Here is a 16,056-nt window from a genome sequence, read left to right as displayed (position 1 = left end):
AAGACATGGCCAAGCGTCTCGACGTCAAAGACCTGAACATCTACTACAGCGCCTTCCACGCGGTGAAGGACGTGTCGCTCGAGGTCGCCCCTCGCAGCATCACCGCCTTCATCGGTCCGTCGGGCTGCGGCAAGTCGACCGTGCTGCGCACCCTCAACCGCATGCACGAGGTCACCCCCGGCGCCCGCGTCGAGGGCAAGGTCCTGCTCGACGGCGCCGACATCTACGGCCGCGGCATCGACCCGGTCAGCGTCCGCTCGACCATCGGCATGGTGTTCCAGCGACCGAACCCGTTCCCCACCATGTCGATCCGCGACAACGTGGTGGCCGGCCTGAAGCTGCAGGGCATGCGCAACAAGAAGGAACTCGACGAGGTCGCCGAGCGCAGCCTGCGAGGCGCGAACCTGTGGGAAGAGGTCAAGGACCGTCTCGGCAAGCCCGGTGGCGGCCTGTCAGGCGGTCAGCAGCAGCGTCTGTGCATCGCCCGCGCTATCGCCGTCTCGCCCGAGGTCCTGCTGATGGACGAGCCGTGTTCCGCGCTCGACCCGATCTCGACCCTCGCGATCGAGGACCTGATCACCGAGCTCAAGAAGGACTACACGATCGTCATCGTCACCCACAACATGCAGCAGGCCGCGCGTGTGAGTGACAAGACGGCGTTCTTCAACCTCGCCGGCATCGGCCAGCCGGGCCAGCTCATCGAGATCAACGACACCGAGACCATGTTCTCGAACCCCGAGCAGAAGGCCACGGAGGATTACATCTCCGGCCGCTTCGGCTAGATCGACCCGACACTTCCGAGGCCGAAGCGCCGGAGGGGGACTACATCTCCGGCCGCTTCGGCTAGGTCGATCGCGCTCGATCCTCGCAGACGACGAAGGCCCCCACCGGATCCGGTGGGGGCCTTCGTCGTATAGCGGGGCAGTGGGTCAGGCGCCGAGGTCGGCGAACTGCTCCGGGGTCTTGCCCGTCGCCTGGAACACCACGCGCCGGCCGATGAGCACGGCGTGGTCGGAGAAGCGCTCGTAGTAGCGGCCCAGCAGCGTCACGTCGACGGCGGCGGCCACGCCGTGCTTCCACTCACGGTCCATCAGGACGGTGAAGAGGTGCCGGTGGAGGTCGTCCATGGCGTCGTCGTCGCTCTGCAGGCGCAGCGCGGCGGTCGGGTCCTGGTTGTTGAGGACCTCACGCGCGTTGAGGGCCATCTGCACGGCCAGCCGGCCCATCTCGGCGAAGTATCCGTTGACCTCCTCGGGCAACGCCTTGTTCGGGTGACGACGACGCGCGACCTTGGCGACGTGCAGGGCGAGAGCGCCCATACGGTCGACGTCGGCGACGATCTGGAACCCGCTGACGATCGCGCGGAGGTCGCCGGCGACCGGCGCCTGGAGCGCGAGGAGGGCGAACGCGCGTTCCTCCGCGCCCGCGGACATGCGGACGATCTGTTCGTGGTCACTGATGACGGATTCGGCGACGGCGAGGTCGGCCTGGAGCAGGGCCTGGGTCGATCGCTCCATGGCCATGCCCGCGAGTTCGGACATCTGACCCAGGACGACGTTGAGCTCCGCCATCTGCTCGTGGTACGCGGTACGCATCCTCCGAGGGTACTCACTCGCGACGAGCGGACGGTTGTCCCGCGGTGAACGGGAAGTGAACCGGGTCACGTGTTGCAGGAGGTGTCCGCGCCGTTCGTCACGCTCAGGTCGTTGGGTAGTTCGACGGTCTCGTCGGATTGCGGATTCTGGGTCACGGTCAACGACGATCCCTGCGCGGGCACGTCGCCCACCGAGCCGGCGAAGTCGCCGCCGAGCAACACCTCGACACCGGATTTGACCGTGCGGTCGGGCTGGATCACCGCGCCGGGGATGAGAGAGGCGACGGTGGCCGCCGCCGCCTGCTGACCCGGGCCGAACCGGACGACGGTCGAGGACTGGTTCTGCGACGCGTCGGCGACACCGCGCACGTCGAAACCCTTCGCGGACATCTCGTCCGAGACCCGTGTGGCCAATCCCGATGTGCCGGTGGCGTTCAGCACCCGCACCCCGACGGTCTCCGGCGACTGCGCGGTCGCGGTGACGGGCGTGGGCGAACCGCTGGGGGTGGCCGAGGTCGACGGTGTCGACGATCGCGAGCTCGACGACGTCGGAGGCGTCGCGGCCCGCTGCTCACCGGGGAGCGGGTCGTCGTTGATGATCGCGTCGAAGATGGCGTTGATGTCGTCCGTGCGGGGGATCTCGTTGTTCGAGCCGTCGGTCGTGGTCCCCGCCGTCGGGATGGTGAGGAAGGTGACGCGACCCGCCTGCAGGCCCTCCAACGACTGGGCGAGGTTGACCAGGCTGTCGGTGTCGATCCCGTCGACGAGGCTGTACTTGGTGAAGGTGTTGATGATGCCGTTCAGCTTCGCCGGGTTCGACAGCACCTGTCCCGACAGCATCCCGCGCAGCAGCGACGACATGAACAGCTGCTGGCGCTTGATGCGGCCGTAGTCGCCGTTGCCCTCGCTCTCGATGGTGCGGGCGCGGACGTAGTTCAGCGCGCGGGAGCCGCGGACGGTCTGCTTGCCCGGGCGCGAGAGGATCTGGCCGAGCTCGTAGTCGTAGAGCGGGGTGGGGGAGCACACCTGCACCCCGCCGATCTTGTTCACGACCTGCTCGAAGCCGAAGAAGTCCATCGCGATGAAGTGGTTGATGCTCAGCCCCGACAGCTGCTGGACGACCTTCACCGCGCACTCGGGGCCGCCGTCGCCGTAGGCGGTGTTGAGCTTCGCCCCGGTCTCGGCGGGGACCAGGTCGGTGCCGTAGGTGCCGGTGTTGTTGTCCCAGCTGCGGCACTCGGGTCTGTCGACGGCGAGGTCGCGGGGGAACGAGACCGCGACCACGCGGCTGCGGTTGGCCGGGATGTTGACCAGGATGACGGTGTCCGAACGGGCGCCCCCCGCCTCGGCGATGGTGCCGGCCCCGACGCGTCCGTTCTGGCCGGCACGGGTGTCGGTGCCGACGATCAGATAGGTCTGATCGCCCGTCTGGGCACCCTTGTTGCGGATGTTCTTGTCGTCACCGTTGACTGCGGCGATGGTGCGGAAGCCGCCGTTCGTGGTCTTCAGGTAGCCCCAGACGAAGCCCGTTCCCACCAGCGACAGGACGCACGCCAGCGCGAGCACGACGCGACCGGTGGTGGTGGCGGTGCGACGGCGACGGGCACGCCGGTCGGCCTGGGCGAGCCGCGAACCGCTCGCGGGCAGCACGGCGGGGTCCGACTTGCGGCGCCGAGTCGGGGTGGGCGCGGGGGCCGGGGATGATGCCGGGCTCGGAGGCGTGGTGGCGGGTGCCGGCACCACCGGCGTGACGGCGGTGGGTGCGTCGTCTGCCGTGTCCGACGAGTCCTCGTCGACAGGACGGAACGGCGACGGGGTGTCGACCACAGGGCGGATGGTCTCGGTGCGGTCCGCGTCGTCGACGCGAGGCGCGCCCGCCGCCTCACGTTCCTGGGCCTCACGTTCTTGGGCCTCACGCTGCTCGATCTCACGGAGCAGGTCGGCGACGGTGCGCCGACGACCGTCACCGGCGATGCGCTTGCGGGTCGGCGGCTCCCGCAGGACGTCGTCCGACGGACGCTCGAGCCGGCGGAGGATCTCGTCGCGACTGAGGCGGCCGGAGCGACCGGACGAGGGGTCGTCACGGCGCGAGTCGTCACCCGGACCCGGGGACCCGGGTGGTCGCTCGTCGCTCACTGAACTCCTCAGAAGGGGGGATGTGCCGCCATGCTACGGGGCGATCGGCACAGAACCTGCCGGTCAGCCGCCCGAATGCATGACCTCGGCGCCGTCGGGCACGCGGTCGTCATCGGGGTCGTCGAGCCAGCCGTCGGGCAGTGCGACCGCTGCAGGCGAGCCCTGACGGCCCCGGGGGCCGTGGCCGTCGCGGGGGAACGGCACGTCCGGGTCCAAGCGACCGACGAGGTCGCGCAGCTGCTCGACGGTGGTGACCAGAGCGAGGTCGCGGCGGAGATCGGAGCCCACGGGGAAGCCCCGGAGGTACCAGGCGACGTGCTTGCGGATCTCGCGCATGCCCTTGTCCTCGCCGTGGTGGTCGGCGAGGAGTCGGCCGTGGCGGACGATGATGTCGGCCACCTCGCCGAGCGTGGGCGGGGTGGGGATGGGCCGTCCGTTGAGGTAGGCGCTCAGTTCGGCGAACAGCCACGGTCGACCGAGGCATCCGCGCCCGATCACCACACCGTCGCAGCCGGTCCGGTCCATCATCGCCACAGCGTCGGCCGGTTCGAAGATGTCGCCGTTGCCCAGCACCGGGACGTCGGTGACGTGCTCCTTGAGCGCCGCGATCTGCGACCAGTCGGCCTCGCCGGAGTACCTCTGGGACGCGGTACGCGCGTGCAGCGCAACGGCTTTCGCGCCCTCGGCAGCAGCGATCCGGCCGGCGTCGAGGTGGGTGTGGTGGTCGTCGTCGATGCCGATGCGGAACTTCACGGTCACCGGGATGTCGGTGCCCTCCACCGCGCGCACGGCTGCGGCCACGATGTTCTGGAAGAGCCGCCGCTTGTAGGGGATGGCCGAGCCGCCACCCTTGCGGGTCACCTTCGGCACCGGGCAGCCGAAGTTCATGTCGATGTGGTCGGCGAGGTCCTCGTCGACGATCATCTTCGCGGCGGCGTAGGTGTACTCGGGGTCGACGGTGTACAGCTGCATCGACCGCGGGTTCTCGGTCGGCCCGAACGTCGTCATGTGCATCGTCGTCGGGTGGCGTTCGACGAGGGCGCGCGCTGTCACCATCTCGCACACGTAGAGGCCGGAGACGGTGCCCGTGCGTTCCATCTCGAGCTCGCGGCACAGTGTGCGGAACGCGACGTTGGTGACACCCGCCATCGGCGCCAGGATCACCGGGCTCGCCAGGTCGAACGGACCGATGGACAGCGCCGGCGTCGATGCCGAAACCGCCGCACCCGAGGTGTCGGGGGCGGCGGTGGCGGGATCGAGAACGGTGGTCAGGGTGGCTCCTAGGACGCGCGGGCCTCGCGCTTGGCCGCTTCACGCGCCAGCGCGCGGTCGCGCATCTCCTCGAACTTCAGGGTGTCCTCGCCGAGCTTCTCGGTGAAGGCGTGCAGCCGCTCACGGTCCTTCTCGCCGTCGGGGCCGAAGTCGTCGCGGTCGAAGACGTTGAGCTTGCGGAGGATCGGCATGACGACCTCCTCGTGGTGCTGACGCAGGTCGTAGATGCCGTGCTTGGCCATGAGGACGCCGTGGCGACGGAAGTTCGGCATGCCGGCGCCGGGCATCTGGAAGTTGCAGATGACGTCGGTGATGGCCCGCAGGGTCTGGTCCGGCGTCAGGTCCATCGCCGCGCCCACGATGTTCCGGTAGAAGATCATGTGCAGGTTCTCGTCGGCCGCGATGCGCTGCAGCAGCTTGTCGGCGATCGGGTCGTTGCAGGCCCGGCCGGTGTTGCGGTGGCTGACGCGGGTCGCGAGCTCCTGGAAGGTCACGTAGGCGACGGTGTACAGCAGGCCGAGCTCGCCGCCGTGGGCCTCGACCTCGTCGGCACGGTCGCCACCGACACCGACGGAGGTGAACCCGTTGGTCATGTGGATCATCCGCGCCTCTTCGAGCGCGACGGGATCGACACCGCGCGTCACGACGAGGTAGTCGCGCATGGCCAGACCGTGACGGTTCTCCTCGGCGGTCCAGCGACCGACCCAGTGGCCCCACGCGTCGTCGGTGGAGAAGTTGTTGGCGATCTCGCGGTGGTACGAGGGGAGGTTGTCCTCGGTGAGGAGGTTGGTGATCATCGCGGCCTTGGCGACGTCGCCGAGCTCCGACTGCTCCTCGCTCCAGTCCTGCCCGCCGAGCGCGGCGAAGTTGGTGCCCTCGTCCCACGGGATGTAGTCGTGGGGGTTCCAGTCCTTCGCCACCGAGAGGTGGCGGTTGACGTTCTCCTCCGCGGCAGGCGACAGCTCCTGCAGGAGCTCGAGTTGTGTCATCTCGCGTGCCATGGGTCCACCCTCCTCGACGACGTGCGCGAACAGTGGCCCAGCGTACGGGAGGCGACAGTGCCGCCCAAGTCGTCGGGAGACGCGATCAGCGGAAATACCTGCCCGTTGTCTCCATCCACAGACGGGCCTCCTCGGTGAGACCGCCGGCCGCCTCGGCACGAACGCACCAGTTCATCGACGCGCGACCGAATTCCATGGGGTTGTAGACGTCTTCCTCGCACGACCACAGCCCGTCGCCGGCGTAGGTGAGGATGGTGATGTTCGTCGCCGACACCACCGAGCCGTCCCCGGGATCGCGCATCGGGTTGTCGATCTCGCAGATGACGCGCGACGTGGCCGGGTCGGTGACGTGCCACAGCGACGGGAACGCGACCATGTGGTTGCCCGGGAACGTGCCCATGGTGGTCGCGATCCACGGCCGGATCTCCTCGCGACCCTTCATCGTCCCCATCGCGTGCTCGATGTAGTCGGCGTCGACGGTGAACTGTTCCGCCCAGGGGTCCCAGTCGCCGGTCGCCGCGCACGACTCGGTGGTCGCCTCGAACCGTGCGAACGCCGCCGACAGCTCCGCGGCCGTGAACTCGGACATGGACCGATACTAAGCAAACGCTTGGTCAACCGCGCCGACCGTGCCGAAATCATCCGCCGACCGTGCCGAAACTGCGGCTCAGCGGGCGACGAAGCGACTGAGCCGGGTCTCCGCCCGATCCTGGACGAACGAGAGCACCAGGCAGATCACCCAGTAGATGACAGCCGCGGTGACGTAGAGCGGGAGGAACGCGAACGTGGGCGCCGCGGCCTCCTGCGTCTTTCGGAACAGCTCGACGACGAGGATCCCGGATGCGAGCGAGGTGTCCTTCACCAGCGAGATGAGCGTGTTCGACAGCGGTGGGACCGCGGTGCGGGCTGCCTGCGGAAGGATCACCGAACGCAGGGTCTCGAACGGCGAGAGTCCCAGCGACTCCGATGCCTCCCATTGACCGCGATCGATGGATCCGATCGCGGCGCGGATGATCTCGGCCGCGTAGCCACCGACGTTCAGGCTGAACGCGACCACCGCCGCAGGGAACGGGTTGACGACGATCCCGAGCTTCGGCAGCGCGTAGAAGATGATGAACAACTGCACGAGCAGCGGGGTGCCGCGGATGATCGAGATGTACAGACGGGCGATCGACGAGACCAGGACTCGCGGCGACATGCGCGCGAGGGCCACGACGAGCGCCAGCGCAAGCCCGATGACGAAGCTGATCGCGGTGAGCGGGATGGTCCCGGTGAGCGTGGCGCCGAGCATCGACGGGAGGTTGTCGCGGATGACGTCCCACGAGCTGGGTGCGCGCTCGGTCGCGTCGAAATACCGCTGGTAGGTCCGCTGCAGCGTCCCGTCGTCCTTCAACTGCGTCACCGCGACGTTCACCGCCGACAACAGCCCGGAGTCCTTGCGCATGGCCAGGACCTGGTCGCTCTTGTCGTCGGTCGTCGCGGCGACATGCAGGCGCTTGTTGCCAGTGCTCGTGAGGTAGCTCTTCACCGTCAGCTCATCGTTGACGGTGGCCTGCACCCGCCCCTGGTCCAGCAGAGTGATTGCCTGGGCGAAGCCCTCCACCGACACGATGTTCGCGCCGGCGTCGCGGGCGATCTCGGCGAAATTGCTCGTGAGCGACTGTGCCGCCGTCTTACCGCGGAGATCGCCGACGGACTTGATGGACGAGTCGTCAGTTCGCGCGACGACGACCCCGGCCGAAGACACATATGTGTCGCTGAGGTCGTACTTCGCCGCCCGCTCCGGCGTCCGCGACACCTGGTTGGCGACAATGTCGATACGGCGGCTGTCGAGCAGCGAGAAGATGCCGTCGAACGGCACCTCGACGAACTTCACCCGGAGGCCGAGCTTGTTCGCGACGTCGGTGATGACGTCGACGTCGAAGCCCGTGAGTTTGCCTGTCGAGTCGTGGTAGCTGAAGGGCGTGTACGTCCCCTCCGTCCCGACGGTGAGAACACCTGGTTCGACCGTCGGCAACGACGGTGCCGCATGGGCGGTGGGGGTTGCGACGGGGAGCGCCACCATCGCGAGAAGGACCGCGAGCACGGCGAGACAGACGCGGCCGCTCGCGCGGAGGACGGAAGCCATGCCTGATCCAAGCATCGCGCGGTCAGCAGTGGGCGTAGACGTGGCCCCTCGAGCCGGCCGGGACCAACCCGCGGTCGCGCAGGATCGCGCGCACCGGGGTGCGGGCGCAGACCTGGCCGAACGACCCGCGCAGGTTGTCGGTGTACTCGATGTCGAGCACCGACCCGCCGTACACCGCGGCGGCCTCGGCGCATTCGTCGTACCGATCGCATTCCTCGGTGATCGCGAAGTCGAAGCCGGCCTCGTCGTGGCCGCGCCGCGCCACGTCGACGGCGTTCTTCTGTGCGACCGTCAGGCCGACACGGTGCGCGCGGTGGGTGAGCAGCCGCGCGAACGCCAGCGCCGCGTCGGCGTCGAACGCGCCGCCTGATCGCGTCCACGAGTCGAGGTTGTCGAGCTCGACGGCCCGATATCCCGCCCGCGCGCACTCCTCGATCACGGTCCCGACGCGGACGGCCGCAGCGTCACGTCGTGCCGCCGTGGAGATGTCGACGATGTTCTCGTCGGGCCAGTCGGGATCGACGATCGGTCGACCGTCGCCGCCTCGGACCAGCAGATCGGCGGGCCATCGGTCACCCGGTTGCGTCTGGAAGGCGTTGACGTAGCAGATGGAGAACACCCCCGGCGCCGGCGACGCGGTCGCATCCCGCACGACGACGCCCGCCCCGGCGGGGAGCGGCGAGGCGCCGCCGAGCTGGTAGTCGAAGGTGCCGGCCGGCAGGACGCGCGACCCCACGGGCGTCGAGGAATGGGGCGTCGAGAAATGGGGCGCCGAGGAACCGGGTGTCGCGTCGTCCGACGGCCCCGTCGAACATGCGGCGGCACAGCAGATCAGGGCGAGCGCGGACACGAGGCGGACCGCCCGCACGGTCATGCGGTGGCGGCGTCCCACTCGCGGAGCAGCTCGGCGATGATGTCGGTGGCCATCTCCAGGCCGCTGAGATGGCTGTCGCCGGGCAGGGTCGAGAACGTCGCGTTCGGCAGTCGCGCGGCGATGTGTTCGCCGTGGCCGTGCGGGATGATCCAGTCGGCGTCGCCGTGCCAGACGTGCACCGGGACACTCACCTCAGACAGGCGAAAGCCCCAGTCGCGGGCGAACACCACGACGTCGGCGAACGGTGCCTCCATGCGGTGCCGACCGCCGTTGAGCAGGTCGTCGAGGAACATCGCCTTGAACTCCGGGCGGGCCAACAGCTTTCGATCCGCCCGCGGCGAGATCAGACCGAACGTGGCGATGGCCGGATCGGCGATCGGACGCGCCACCCGCACGAACGCGCTCACCACCCGGCCGATCGGTGCGCCCGCGATGTCGAGGGTGCCGGCGAGGAGCTTGCCTAGTTCCATGGCACCGCCGTCGATTGCGTCGGGTCCGACCGTCGGCGCCACGCCGCCCAGCACCCCGGCGACCACGACCCGTTCGGGCATCGCGCGCGCGACGGCGAGCGTGTAGGGCCCGCCGCCGGACAGTCCCACGACGGCGAACCGGTTGATACCCAGGTTGTCGGCCACGATCCTCAGGTCGGACGCGAACCCGAGGACATTCGAGTAGCGGTAGGGGGTCGACGATCCGACGCCGGGTCGGTCGAGTCCGAGCAGCCGGACACCGTTCTCGCCGGCCCAGCGTCGGGCCTCGAGGGGTATCTGTCGTCGTGCGCCGGGCGTCCCGTGCAGCCAGAAGACCGCGCGGCCCTGCGGATCCCCGAACTCGGCGAACCCCATCCGTCGGCCCTGGCCCACCGCGATGGACCCCTCGATCTGTGGACGGTCGATGTCGATCACGCATCCACTATCCCAGGTGCTACCGAGCGATCGATCGGGAACCGCGCAGAGCGCGGTCCACGACGTCGTCACAGACGATTGCGGAACACGGCTGTCCGAAATCGTCCCTACCGTCGGCGACGTCCCACCTCGCGCCCGCTCAGGAGACCCGCCATGCAGCTCGCCTCGATCCGCCTCATCACCGCAGACGTCGACCGCCTCGTCTCGTTCTACGAGACGGTCACCCGGACCACCGCGGACCGGCCGGCACCGGTGTTCGCCGAGATCGTCACGTCAGGAGGCGTGCTCGCGATCGGTGACGTCGCGACCGTGCCGCTGTTCGGCGCCGGCTCGGCACGACCTGCGGACAACCACAGCGCGATCGTCGAGTTCCGCGTCGACGACGTCGACGCCGAGTGGGAGCGGCTGTCCCCGGTCGTCGACGACGTCGTGCAGACCCCGACGACGATGCCGTGGGGAAACCGGTCGCTGCTCATCCGCGACCCCGACGGCACGCTGGTGAACCTGTTCACGCCGGTCGCCCCCGACGCGATCGCCCGCCAGGACCGGTGACGCGTCGGGTGCGCAGAACCCGCTCGCGGTGAGCAAAACGCGCAGAAATGGCGGTTACGCGCTCAAGCGTGACTGTGATGCCGGTTACCCCGAGGCTGCGTGAGTAGCGGAGATCACTCCGGCAGTTCACGGAAGCGACGGTAACGACATGTTTGTGGCACTCGGCCTCCTGATGGTGGTCACCTTCATGTTCCTCATCATCACCAAGCGCGCGACCCCCGTGGTCGCGCTCATCCTGGTCCCGGTGGCCTTCGGCCTCTTCGCCGGCGCCGGGCTGGGCATCAGCGACATGGTGACCGACGGGATCAAGGACCTGGCCCCGACGGCGGCGATGCTCTTCTTCGCCATCGTGTTCTTCGGGATCATGATCGACGTCGGGCTCTTCGACCCGGTGGTCCGCGGCGTCGTCAAACTCGTCCGCGACGATCCCGCGAAGCTCGTCGTCGGCACCGCGGTGCTCGCGATGATCGTCTCCCTCGACGGCGACGGGTCGACGACGTTCATCATCACGACGTCGGCGTTGCTGCCGCTCTACCTCAAGCTGGGTGTCAGCCCGATCGTCCTCACGGTCGTCGCCGGCCTGTCGAACGCGACGATGAACATCCTCCCGTGGGGCGGCCCCACCGCCCGCGCCGCCGCGGCGCTCAAGGTGTCGCCGTCGGACGTCTTCGTCCCGATGATCCCGTCGCTCGTCGTCGGCCTGGTGATCGTGCTGCTGTTCGCCTACCACCTCGGTGTGCTGGAGCGTCGTCGCATCGGCAAGATCGAGATCCGCGAGTCTGTGCTCGCCGGTGTCGGTGGTGGATCCGGTTCCGGTGTCGCCGTTCTCGACGGGCCGGGCACCGGTACCGTCCCGCCGCGCCGTCCGTCGGGATCGGCCGACATCTCCCTCGACGACTCGGACGACTCGACCGACGAGAAGCCCCGTCCGACCTTCACCGACGGTGCGCTCGACCCGAACCGCCCCACGTTGCGCCCGAAGCTGCTGTGGTTCAACGCCGCTCTCACCATCGGCCTGCTGGCGGTGCTCGGGATGGACGTCGTCGCGATCCCCGTGCTGTTCATGATCGCGGCGGGAATCGCCCTGGTGGTCAACTTCCCCAAGGTCAGCGAGCAGTCGGCCGCCATCACCCGGCACTCGTCGTCGATCGTGGCCGTCGTGTCCATGGTCCTGGCCGCCGCGGTGCTGACCGGGGTGCTGTCCGGCAGCGGCATGGTCGAGGCGATCGCGGACTGGCTCACCAGCATCCTGCCGACCTTCCTCGGCCCGCACCTGGCCATCGTGATCGGCCTGTTGTCGATCCCGTTCACGTTCTTCATGACCAACGACGCCTTCTACTTCGGCATGCTGCCGGTGCTCTCGGAGACCGCCCAGAAGTACGGCATCGACCCGGCCGAGGTGGCGCGGGCATCCATCACCGGTCAGCCGGTGCACATGCAGAGCCCGCTGGTGCCCGCGATCCTGCTGCTGGTCGCGCTCGCCGGGGTGTCCCTGGCGGATCACCACAAGAAGGTCCTCTGGCGGGCGTGCCTGGTCTCGGTGGCCATGCTCGGTGTCGGTGTCCTCGTCGGATCGATCCCGTTCTGACCGGTCGGTGACCGACGCAGCCCCACACGGCATCCGCCGGATCGCGACATCGCGGTCCGGCGGATGCCTACTGTTGTCGGGTGGTCGCCGATCGCGTCATCCCTGGTCGACGCGGATGAAGCTGCGCACCCAGGTCCTCCTCCTGCAGATCGTCGTCATCCTGCTCAGCCTCGGTGTCGGTTTCGGTGTCCTCGTCGCCGGATCCGGTGAGCGCCTGCGTGACGAGTACGCGCAACGCGCGCTCGCCATCGCCCGATCGGTGGCGAGCGATCCGCAGGTCCGCGAGGAGACCACGCGGTACTCGGCGGATGCGGCGTCGCCCCTGGTGCCGACACGTGCCGCGCTCGAAACCTCTGCGTTGCAACGCCAGTCGCAGACCATCGCCGCCCGGACCGGTGCACTGTTCGTCGTCGTCGCCAACGACCGGGGCATCCGACTGGCCCATCCCGAGCCGGACCAGATCGGGGGCAGGCTCAGCACGGATCCGCGCCAGGCACTGGGCGGCCGTGAGGATCTCGCGACCGAACGCGGCACCCTGGGGGAGTCGGTGCGGGCCAAGACCCCGATCTATGCCGACGACGGTCGGGTCGTCGGACTCGTCAGCGTCGGCATCTCGACCGAACGGGTCCGCCGCGACATCCGGGACGATCTGTTGACGACGACAGGTATCGCCGTGGGCGCCCTGGCGGTCGGGGTGATCGGCTCGGTCCTGTTGGCCCGACGGTGGCGTCGGCTCACCCTCGGTCTCGAGCCGGACCAGCTCTCGGAGCTGGTCCGCGAGCAGGAGGCGGTGCTGCACTCGGTCGGCGACGGCGTGCTGGGTGTAGACCCCCGCGGCGTGGTCCGCGTCGTCAACGACCGGGCGCGCGAACTGCTGGCCTTGCGCGGCGGTGTCGGTGACCGCGTGGAGGAGATCGGTCTGACCCCGCGTGTGTTGGAGGTCGCGCGCGAGCCGGTCGAGGCCGCTCGCGCCGCCGCCGTCGGCGATCGCATCGTCCTGGTCTCGTCGCGACCGGTGCGGCGCGACGGCCGTGACCTCGGCCTGGTGGTGTCCGTCGTCGACCGCACGGACGTCGAGGGTCTGACGCGCGAGGTCGCGTCGATCAAGGCGATGACCGACGCGTTGCGTGCGCAGCGGCACGAGTCGGCCAATCGGATCCACGTGGTGTCCGGCCTGATCCGCCAGGGCCGGGCGGACGCCGCCCTCGACTACCTCGACGAGGTCTCGGGCACAGGGCGTTTCGCGATCGCGCTCCCCGGGCTCGACAACGTGTCCGAGCCGCATCTGCACGCGTTCCTCGACGCGAAGGCCGCTGCCGCGCGGGAGCATGGTGTGACGCTGACCCTCGGGCCGCAGACGTGGATCGACGGCGATCTCATCAGCCCGGTCGACGTCATCACCATCCTGGGGAACCTGGTCGACAACGCGATCGACGCGGCGCGGATCGGTACCCGCGAGCCGCGGGTCGTCGAGGTCGAGATCGTCGCCGAGGGGGACACCGTGCTGATCACCGTGGCCGACAGCGGCGACGGCATCGGCGGCCTGCGACTGGGACAGGATGCCGTGATCGCCGACGACCCGCAGTCGGTGTTCACCGAGGGTGTGACGTCCCACGCCGACCCCACGGTGCCGGGCGGTCGGGGGATGGGCCTGGCGCTGTCCCGGCAGTCCGCGCGCGGGCACGGCGGGGACGTGGTGATCGGCGACCCGGGCGGGGCCGTCGGACCGGAGAACCCGCTCGGCGGTGCGATCATGGTCGCGCGTATCCCCGGTGTGCTGCGAGGTGGTGGGTCATGAGTCGCGGGACTCTCCGGGTGCTCGTCGTCGACGACGACTTCCGCGTCGCGGCGCTGCACGCGTCCATCGTCGACGCGATCATCGGGTTCGAGACGGTCGCGCGCGTCGGCAGCATCGCCGAGGCCCGACGAGCCGTCACCGAGATCCCCGACATCGACCTGGCCCTCGTCGACGTCCACCTGCCCGACGGCTCGGGGATCGAACTGATCCGCGAACTGCGCTGCGACAGCATCGTCGTCACCGCCGAGGACAGCGCGACCGCACTGCGGCACGCCGTCACCGCGGGGGCCATGGCCTACCTGATCAAGCCGTTCGAGAACACCGAGCTGGCCCGCCGGCTGGCCGGCTACGCGCAGTACCGACGCATCGTCGCGGTGCCGACCGTGACGCAGTCCGTCGTCGACTCCGCTGTGTCCGCGGTGCGCGGCGAGCGCCCTCAGGCGTCACGCACCGCGGAGGTGTCGCAGACGGAGAAGGCGATCCTCACGGCCGTCGCCGACCACGACGGGTCCATGGTCGCCGACCAGATCGCCGCGGCCGTCGGCATCTCGCCGCCCACAGCACGACGTCATCTCGCCGCCCTCGTGGCGGACGGCCGACTCGAGATGGCCCTCCGGTACGGAGCGACGGGCCGCCCCAAGCAGGAATACAAGATCGTGAACTCTGCGTAGGGGGTGGGGGATGGGGCAGGGGGGTCGTTAGGGGATCGGGGGAAGATTCCTACGGGTTACCGGGTAGGGGATCGAAATGCTGGTGACCCGGGTCTCGGCAGTGTTCTGTCTTCCCCATGACCTTCACCACACGCACCGCACGCATCACCGCTCTCACCGGATCTGCGCTCGCCGCAGGCGCTTTCGCTGCTGTCCTGGTCGCTTCCCCCGCATCCGCCGACTCCCTCGGGACGGTCCTGACCAACGGCTCCCAGCAGCTGGGCACCGCGGGCACCGACGCCCAGACCCAGCTCGGCACTGCCGGGACCAACGGCCAGACGCAGCTGGGCACCGCCGGCACGAACGCGGGTTCGCAGCTGGGCACCGCCGGCACCAACGCCCAGACCCAGCTCGGGACCGCCGGGACCAACGGCCAGACGCAGCTGGGCACCGCGGGCACCAACGCGGGCTCGCAGCTCGGCACCGCCGGCACCAACGCGCTCACCCAGCTCGGATCGTTCCTCGGCCGCCGCTGACCCCACATCCACCTCACCGCCCGGTGTCGCACCCCACGCGACATCGGGCGGTTTCGTGTTCCCGAGACCGATTCGTCCATCCGCGACCGTCGCAACGGTCGCTGATGCAGGGAACGGTCGCGGGAGGGGGCTGACCGCAGCGGTGCCCCCAGTAGGGCTCGAACCTACGACCTGCGGATTAAAAGTCCGTAGCTCTACCAACTGAGCTATAGGGGCGGGCGCCTCGAGAGGGCCACTGATCGCAGGAGTCTACAGACCCCGAGTGCCTGAACAGTCCCCGCTCCTGCCGTGTTTCGCGGCGTGGATCTGATCCTTGGTGAGCGCGGGGACGGTGAGTGGCAGGCGGATCCCGTCGGCGCGGATGGAGTCCAGCAGCAGCGACAGGTAGCGGCGCCAGGTACCCGGTACCGACGTCTCCGTGAGATCGGCGATGGACCGCACCATGCAGAAGATCGCGAAGAAGTCGCTTTCGACGATGTCCTCGCGCAGGACGCCGGTGCGGCGCCCCCGCTCGAACACCTCGTCCACCAGTGCGGTCAGCGACTCCTTCGCGCGTTCCACCGACGCCGCGCAGGGATCGACGCGCATCATCACCGCCGCCAGCCCGCGATCGGTCGCCATCGACTCGCTGACGAAGGTCACCAGGTCGACGATTCCCTCCCACGCGTCGTCGGAATCGAGGGCTTGCTGGACGCGCGCGTGCACATGGCCGAAATGCTCGGTCACGATCGCCTCGAGCAGCTCGTCGCGGTTGGCGAAACGTCGGTAGACGGTGCCGACCCCGACGCCGGCGTGTGCGGCGATGTCATCGAGGGTGACGTCAGGTCCCCTCTGCGCGAACAGTTCTCGCGCTGCGTCGAGTATCCGCAGGCGGTTGCGCTCGGCGTCGGCGCGCAACGGCTTGGCGGAGGGGTCGGCGAACGGCGCCGTTGCCGCCCGTGGATCAACCGTGGTCATGCTCACAGTCTAACAAGTGGAGACAACCTCTCCGGTTGGTGTTACCGTTCTCACCAAGCGGAGGA

At 69.1% G+C, this 16,056-nt stretch carries 15 protein-coding genes and 1 tRNA gene; 6 read left to right on the top strand and 10 right to left on the bottom strand.

The features are described 5' to 3' along the window. Positions 1–5: 5 nt before the first annotated feature. Complete coding sequence (pstB, locus tag LX14_RS02990; RefSeq protein ID WP_253645792.1) at positions 6–782, top strand: phosphate ABC transporter ATP-binding protein PstB; 777 nt, start codon at positions 6–8, stop codon at positions 780–782. Positions 783–929: 147 nt separating this feature from the next. On the opposite strand, the gene phoU is transcribed toward pstB, so the two are convergent. From phoU to LX14_RS02950, 8 genes are all read right to left on the bottom strand, one after another. Continuing rightward, positions 930–1,595 carry a phosphate signaling complex protein PhoU gene (gene phoU, locus LX14_RS02985; protein WP_253645791.1) on the bottom strand — a complete coding sequence of 222 codons (666 nt, stop codon included), beginning with the start codon at positions 1,593–1,595 and terminating at the stop codon, positions 930–932. A 65-nt stretch (positions 1,596–1,660) separates the two neighbouring features. After that, positions 1,661–3,730: an LCP family protein gene (locus LX14_RS02980; protein ID WP_253645790.1), complete on the bottom strand. Its 2,070-nt coding sequence runs from the start codon at positions 3,728–3,730 to the stop codon at positions 1,661–1,663. 63 nt (positions 3,731–3,793) lie between these two features. After that, positions 3,794–4,927: a tRNA dihydrouridine synthase DusB gene (dusB, locus tag LX14_RS02975; RefSeq protein WP_301283299.1), complete on the bottom strand. Its 1,134-nt coding sequence runs from the start codon at positions 4,925–4,927 to the stop codon at positions 3,794–3,796. An 83-nt stretch (positions 4,928–5,010) separates the two neighbouring features. Beyond that, positions 5,011–6,003: an acyl-ACP desaturase gene (locus LX14_RS02970; protein WP_253645788.1), complete on the bottom strand. Its 993-nt coding sequence runs from the start codon at positions 6,001–6,003 to the stop codon at positions 5,011–5,013. An 85-nt stretch (positions 6,004–6,088) separates the two neighbouring features. After that, entirely contained in the window at positions 6,089–6,592 is a 504-nt protein-coding gene (locus tag LX14_RS02965) for a nuclear transport factor 2 family protein (RefSeq protein WP_253645787.1), read from the bottom strand. A gap of 78 nt (positions 6,593–6,670) precedes the next feature. Continuing rightward, on the bottom strand, positions 6,671–8,131 hold the full coding sequence (locus LX14_RS02960) for an ABC transporter substrate-binding protein/permease (protein WP_253645786.1): 1,461 nt from the start codon (positions 8,129–8,131) through the stop codon (positions 6,671–6,673). A gap of 22 nt (positions 8,132–8,153) precedes the next feature. After that, the gene (locus LX14_RS02955; RefSeq protein ID WP_253645785.1) at positions 8,154–9,005 is read right to left on the bottom strand and encodes an endo alpha-1,4 polygalactosaminidase; all 852 of its coding nucleotides are present in this window, start codon (positions 9,003–9,005) and stop codon (positions 8,154–8,156) included. Then, entirely contained in the window at positions 9,002–9,910 is a 909-nt protein-coding gene (locus tag LX14_RS02950; protein ID WP_253645784.1) for an alpha/beta fold hydrolase, read from the bottom strand. The genes LX14_RS02955 and LX14_RS02950 overlap by 4 nt, the downstream gene beginning before the upstream one ends. Before the next feature lie 153 nt (positions 9,911–10,063). Between LX14_RS02950 and LX14_RS02945 the strand changes: the two genes are divergently transcribed. The 5 genes from LX14_RS02945 (at position 10,064) to LX14_RS02925 (ending at position 15,034) form a co-directional block, all read left to right on the top strand. Continuing rightward, the gene (locus tag LX14_RS02945; RefSeq protein WP_253645783.1) at positions 10,064–10,462 is read left to right on the top strand and encodes a VOC family protein; all 399 of its coding nucleotides are present in this window, start codon (positions 10,064–10,066) and stop codon (positions 10,460–10,462) included. A 148-nt stretch (positions 10,463–10,610) separates the two neighbouring features. Beyond that, the gene (locus LX14_RS02940; RefSeq protein ID WP_253645782.1) at positions 10,611–12,050 is read left to right on the top strand and encodes a CitMHS family transporter; all 1,440 of its coding nucleotides are present in this window, start codon (positions 10,611–10,613) and stop codon (positions 12,048–12,050) included. Between the two features lie 115 nt (positions 12,051–12,165). Further along, positions 12,166–13,848 (top strand): ATP-binding protein, encoded by a 1,683-nt coding sequence (locus tag LX14_RS02935; protein WP_253645781.1) that lies wholly within the window; start codon positions 12,166–12,168, stop codon positions 13,846–13,848. Further along, entirely contained in the window at positions 13,845–14,519 is a 675-nt protein-coding gene (locus tag LX14_RS02930) for a response regulator (RefSeq protein ID WP_253645780.1), read from the top strand. Before LX14_RS02935 ends, LX14_RS02930 begins: the two co-directional genes overlap by 4 nt. Positions 14,520–14,635: 116 nt before the next feature. Further along, positions 14,636–15,034 (top strand): hypothetical protein, encoded by a 399-nt coding sequence (locus LX14_RS02925; protein ID WP_253645779.1) that lies wholly within the window; start codon positions 14,636–14,638, stop codon positions 15,032–15,034. Positions 15,035–15,177: 143 nt separating this feature from the next. Here the strand turns inward: LX14_RS02925 and LX14_RS02920 are convergent. Together LX14_RS02920 and LX14_RS02915 are read right to left on the bottom strand one after the other, a co-directional pair. Beyond that, positions 15,178–15,250: transfer RNA gene (locus LX14_RS02920), tRNA-Lys, on the bottom strand. A gap of 33 nt (positions 15,251–15,283) precedes the next feature. Beyond that, on the bottom strand, positions 15,284–15,991 hold the full coding sequence (locus LX14_RS02915; RefSeq protein ID WP_253645778.1) for a TetR/AcrR family transcriptional regulator: 708 nt from the start codon (positions 15,989–15,991) through the stop codon (positions 15,284–15,286). Positions 15,992–16,056: the final 65 nt, after the last annotated feature.

It is taken from the genome of Williamsia deligens (assembly GCF_024171765.1).
GTDB classification, from domain to species: Bacteria; Actinomycetota; Actinomycetes; order Mycobacteriales; family Mycobacteriaceae; genus Williamsia_A; species Williamsia_A deligens.
The sequence above is the reverse complement of the archived record's forward strand: the minus strand, read 5'-3'. Positions and strand labels throughout refer to the sequence as shown.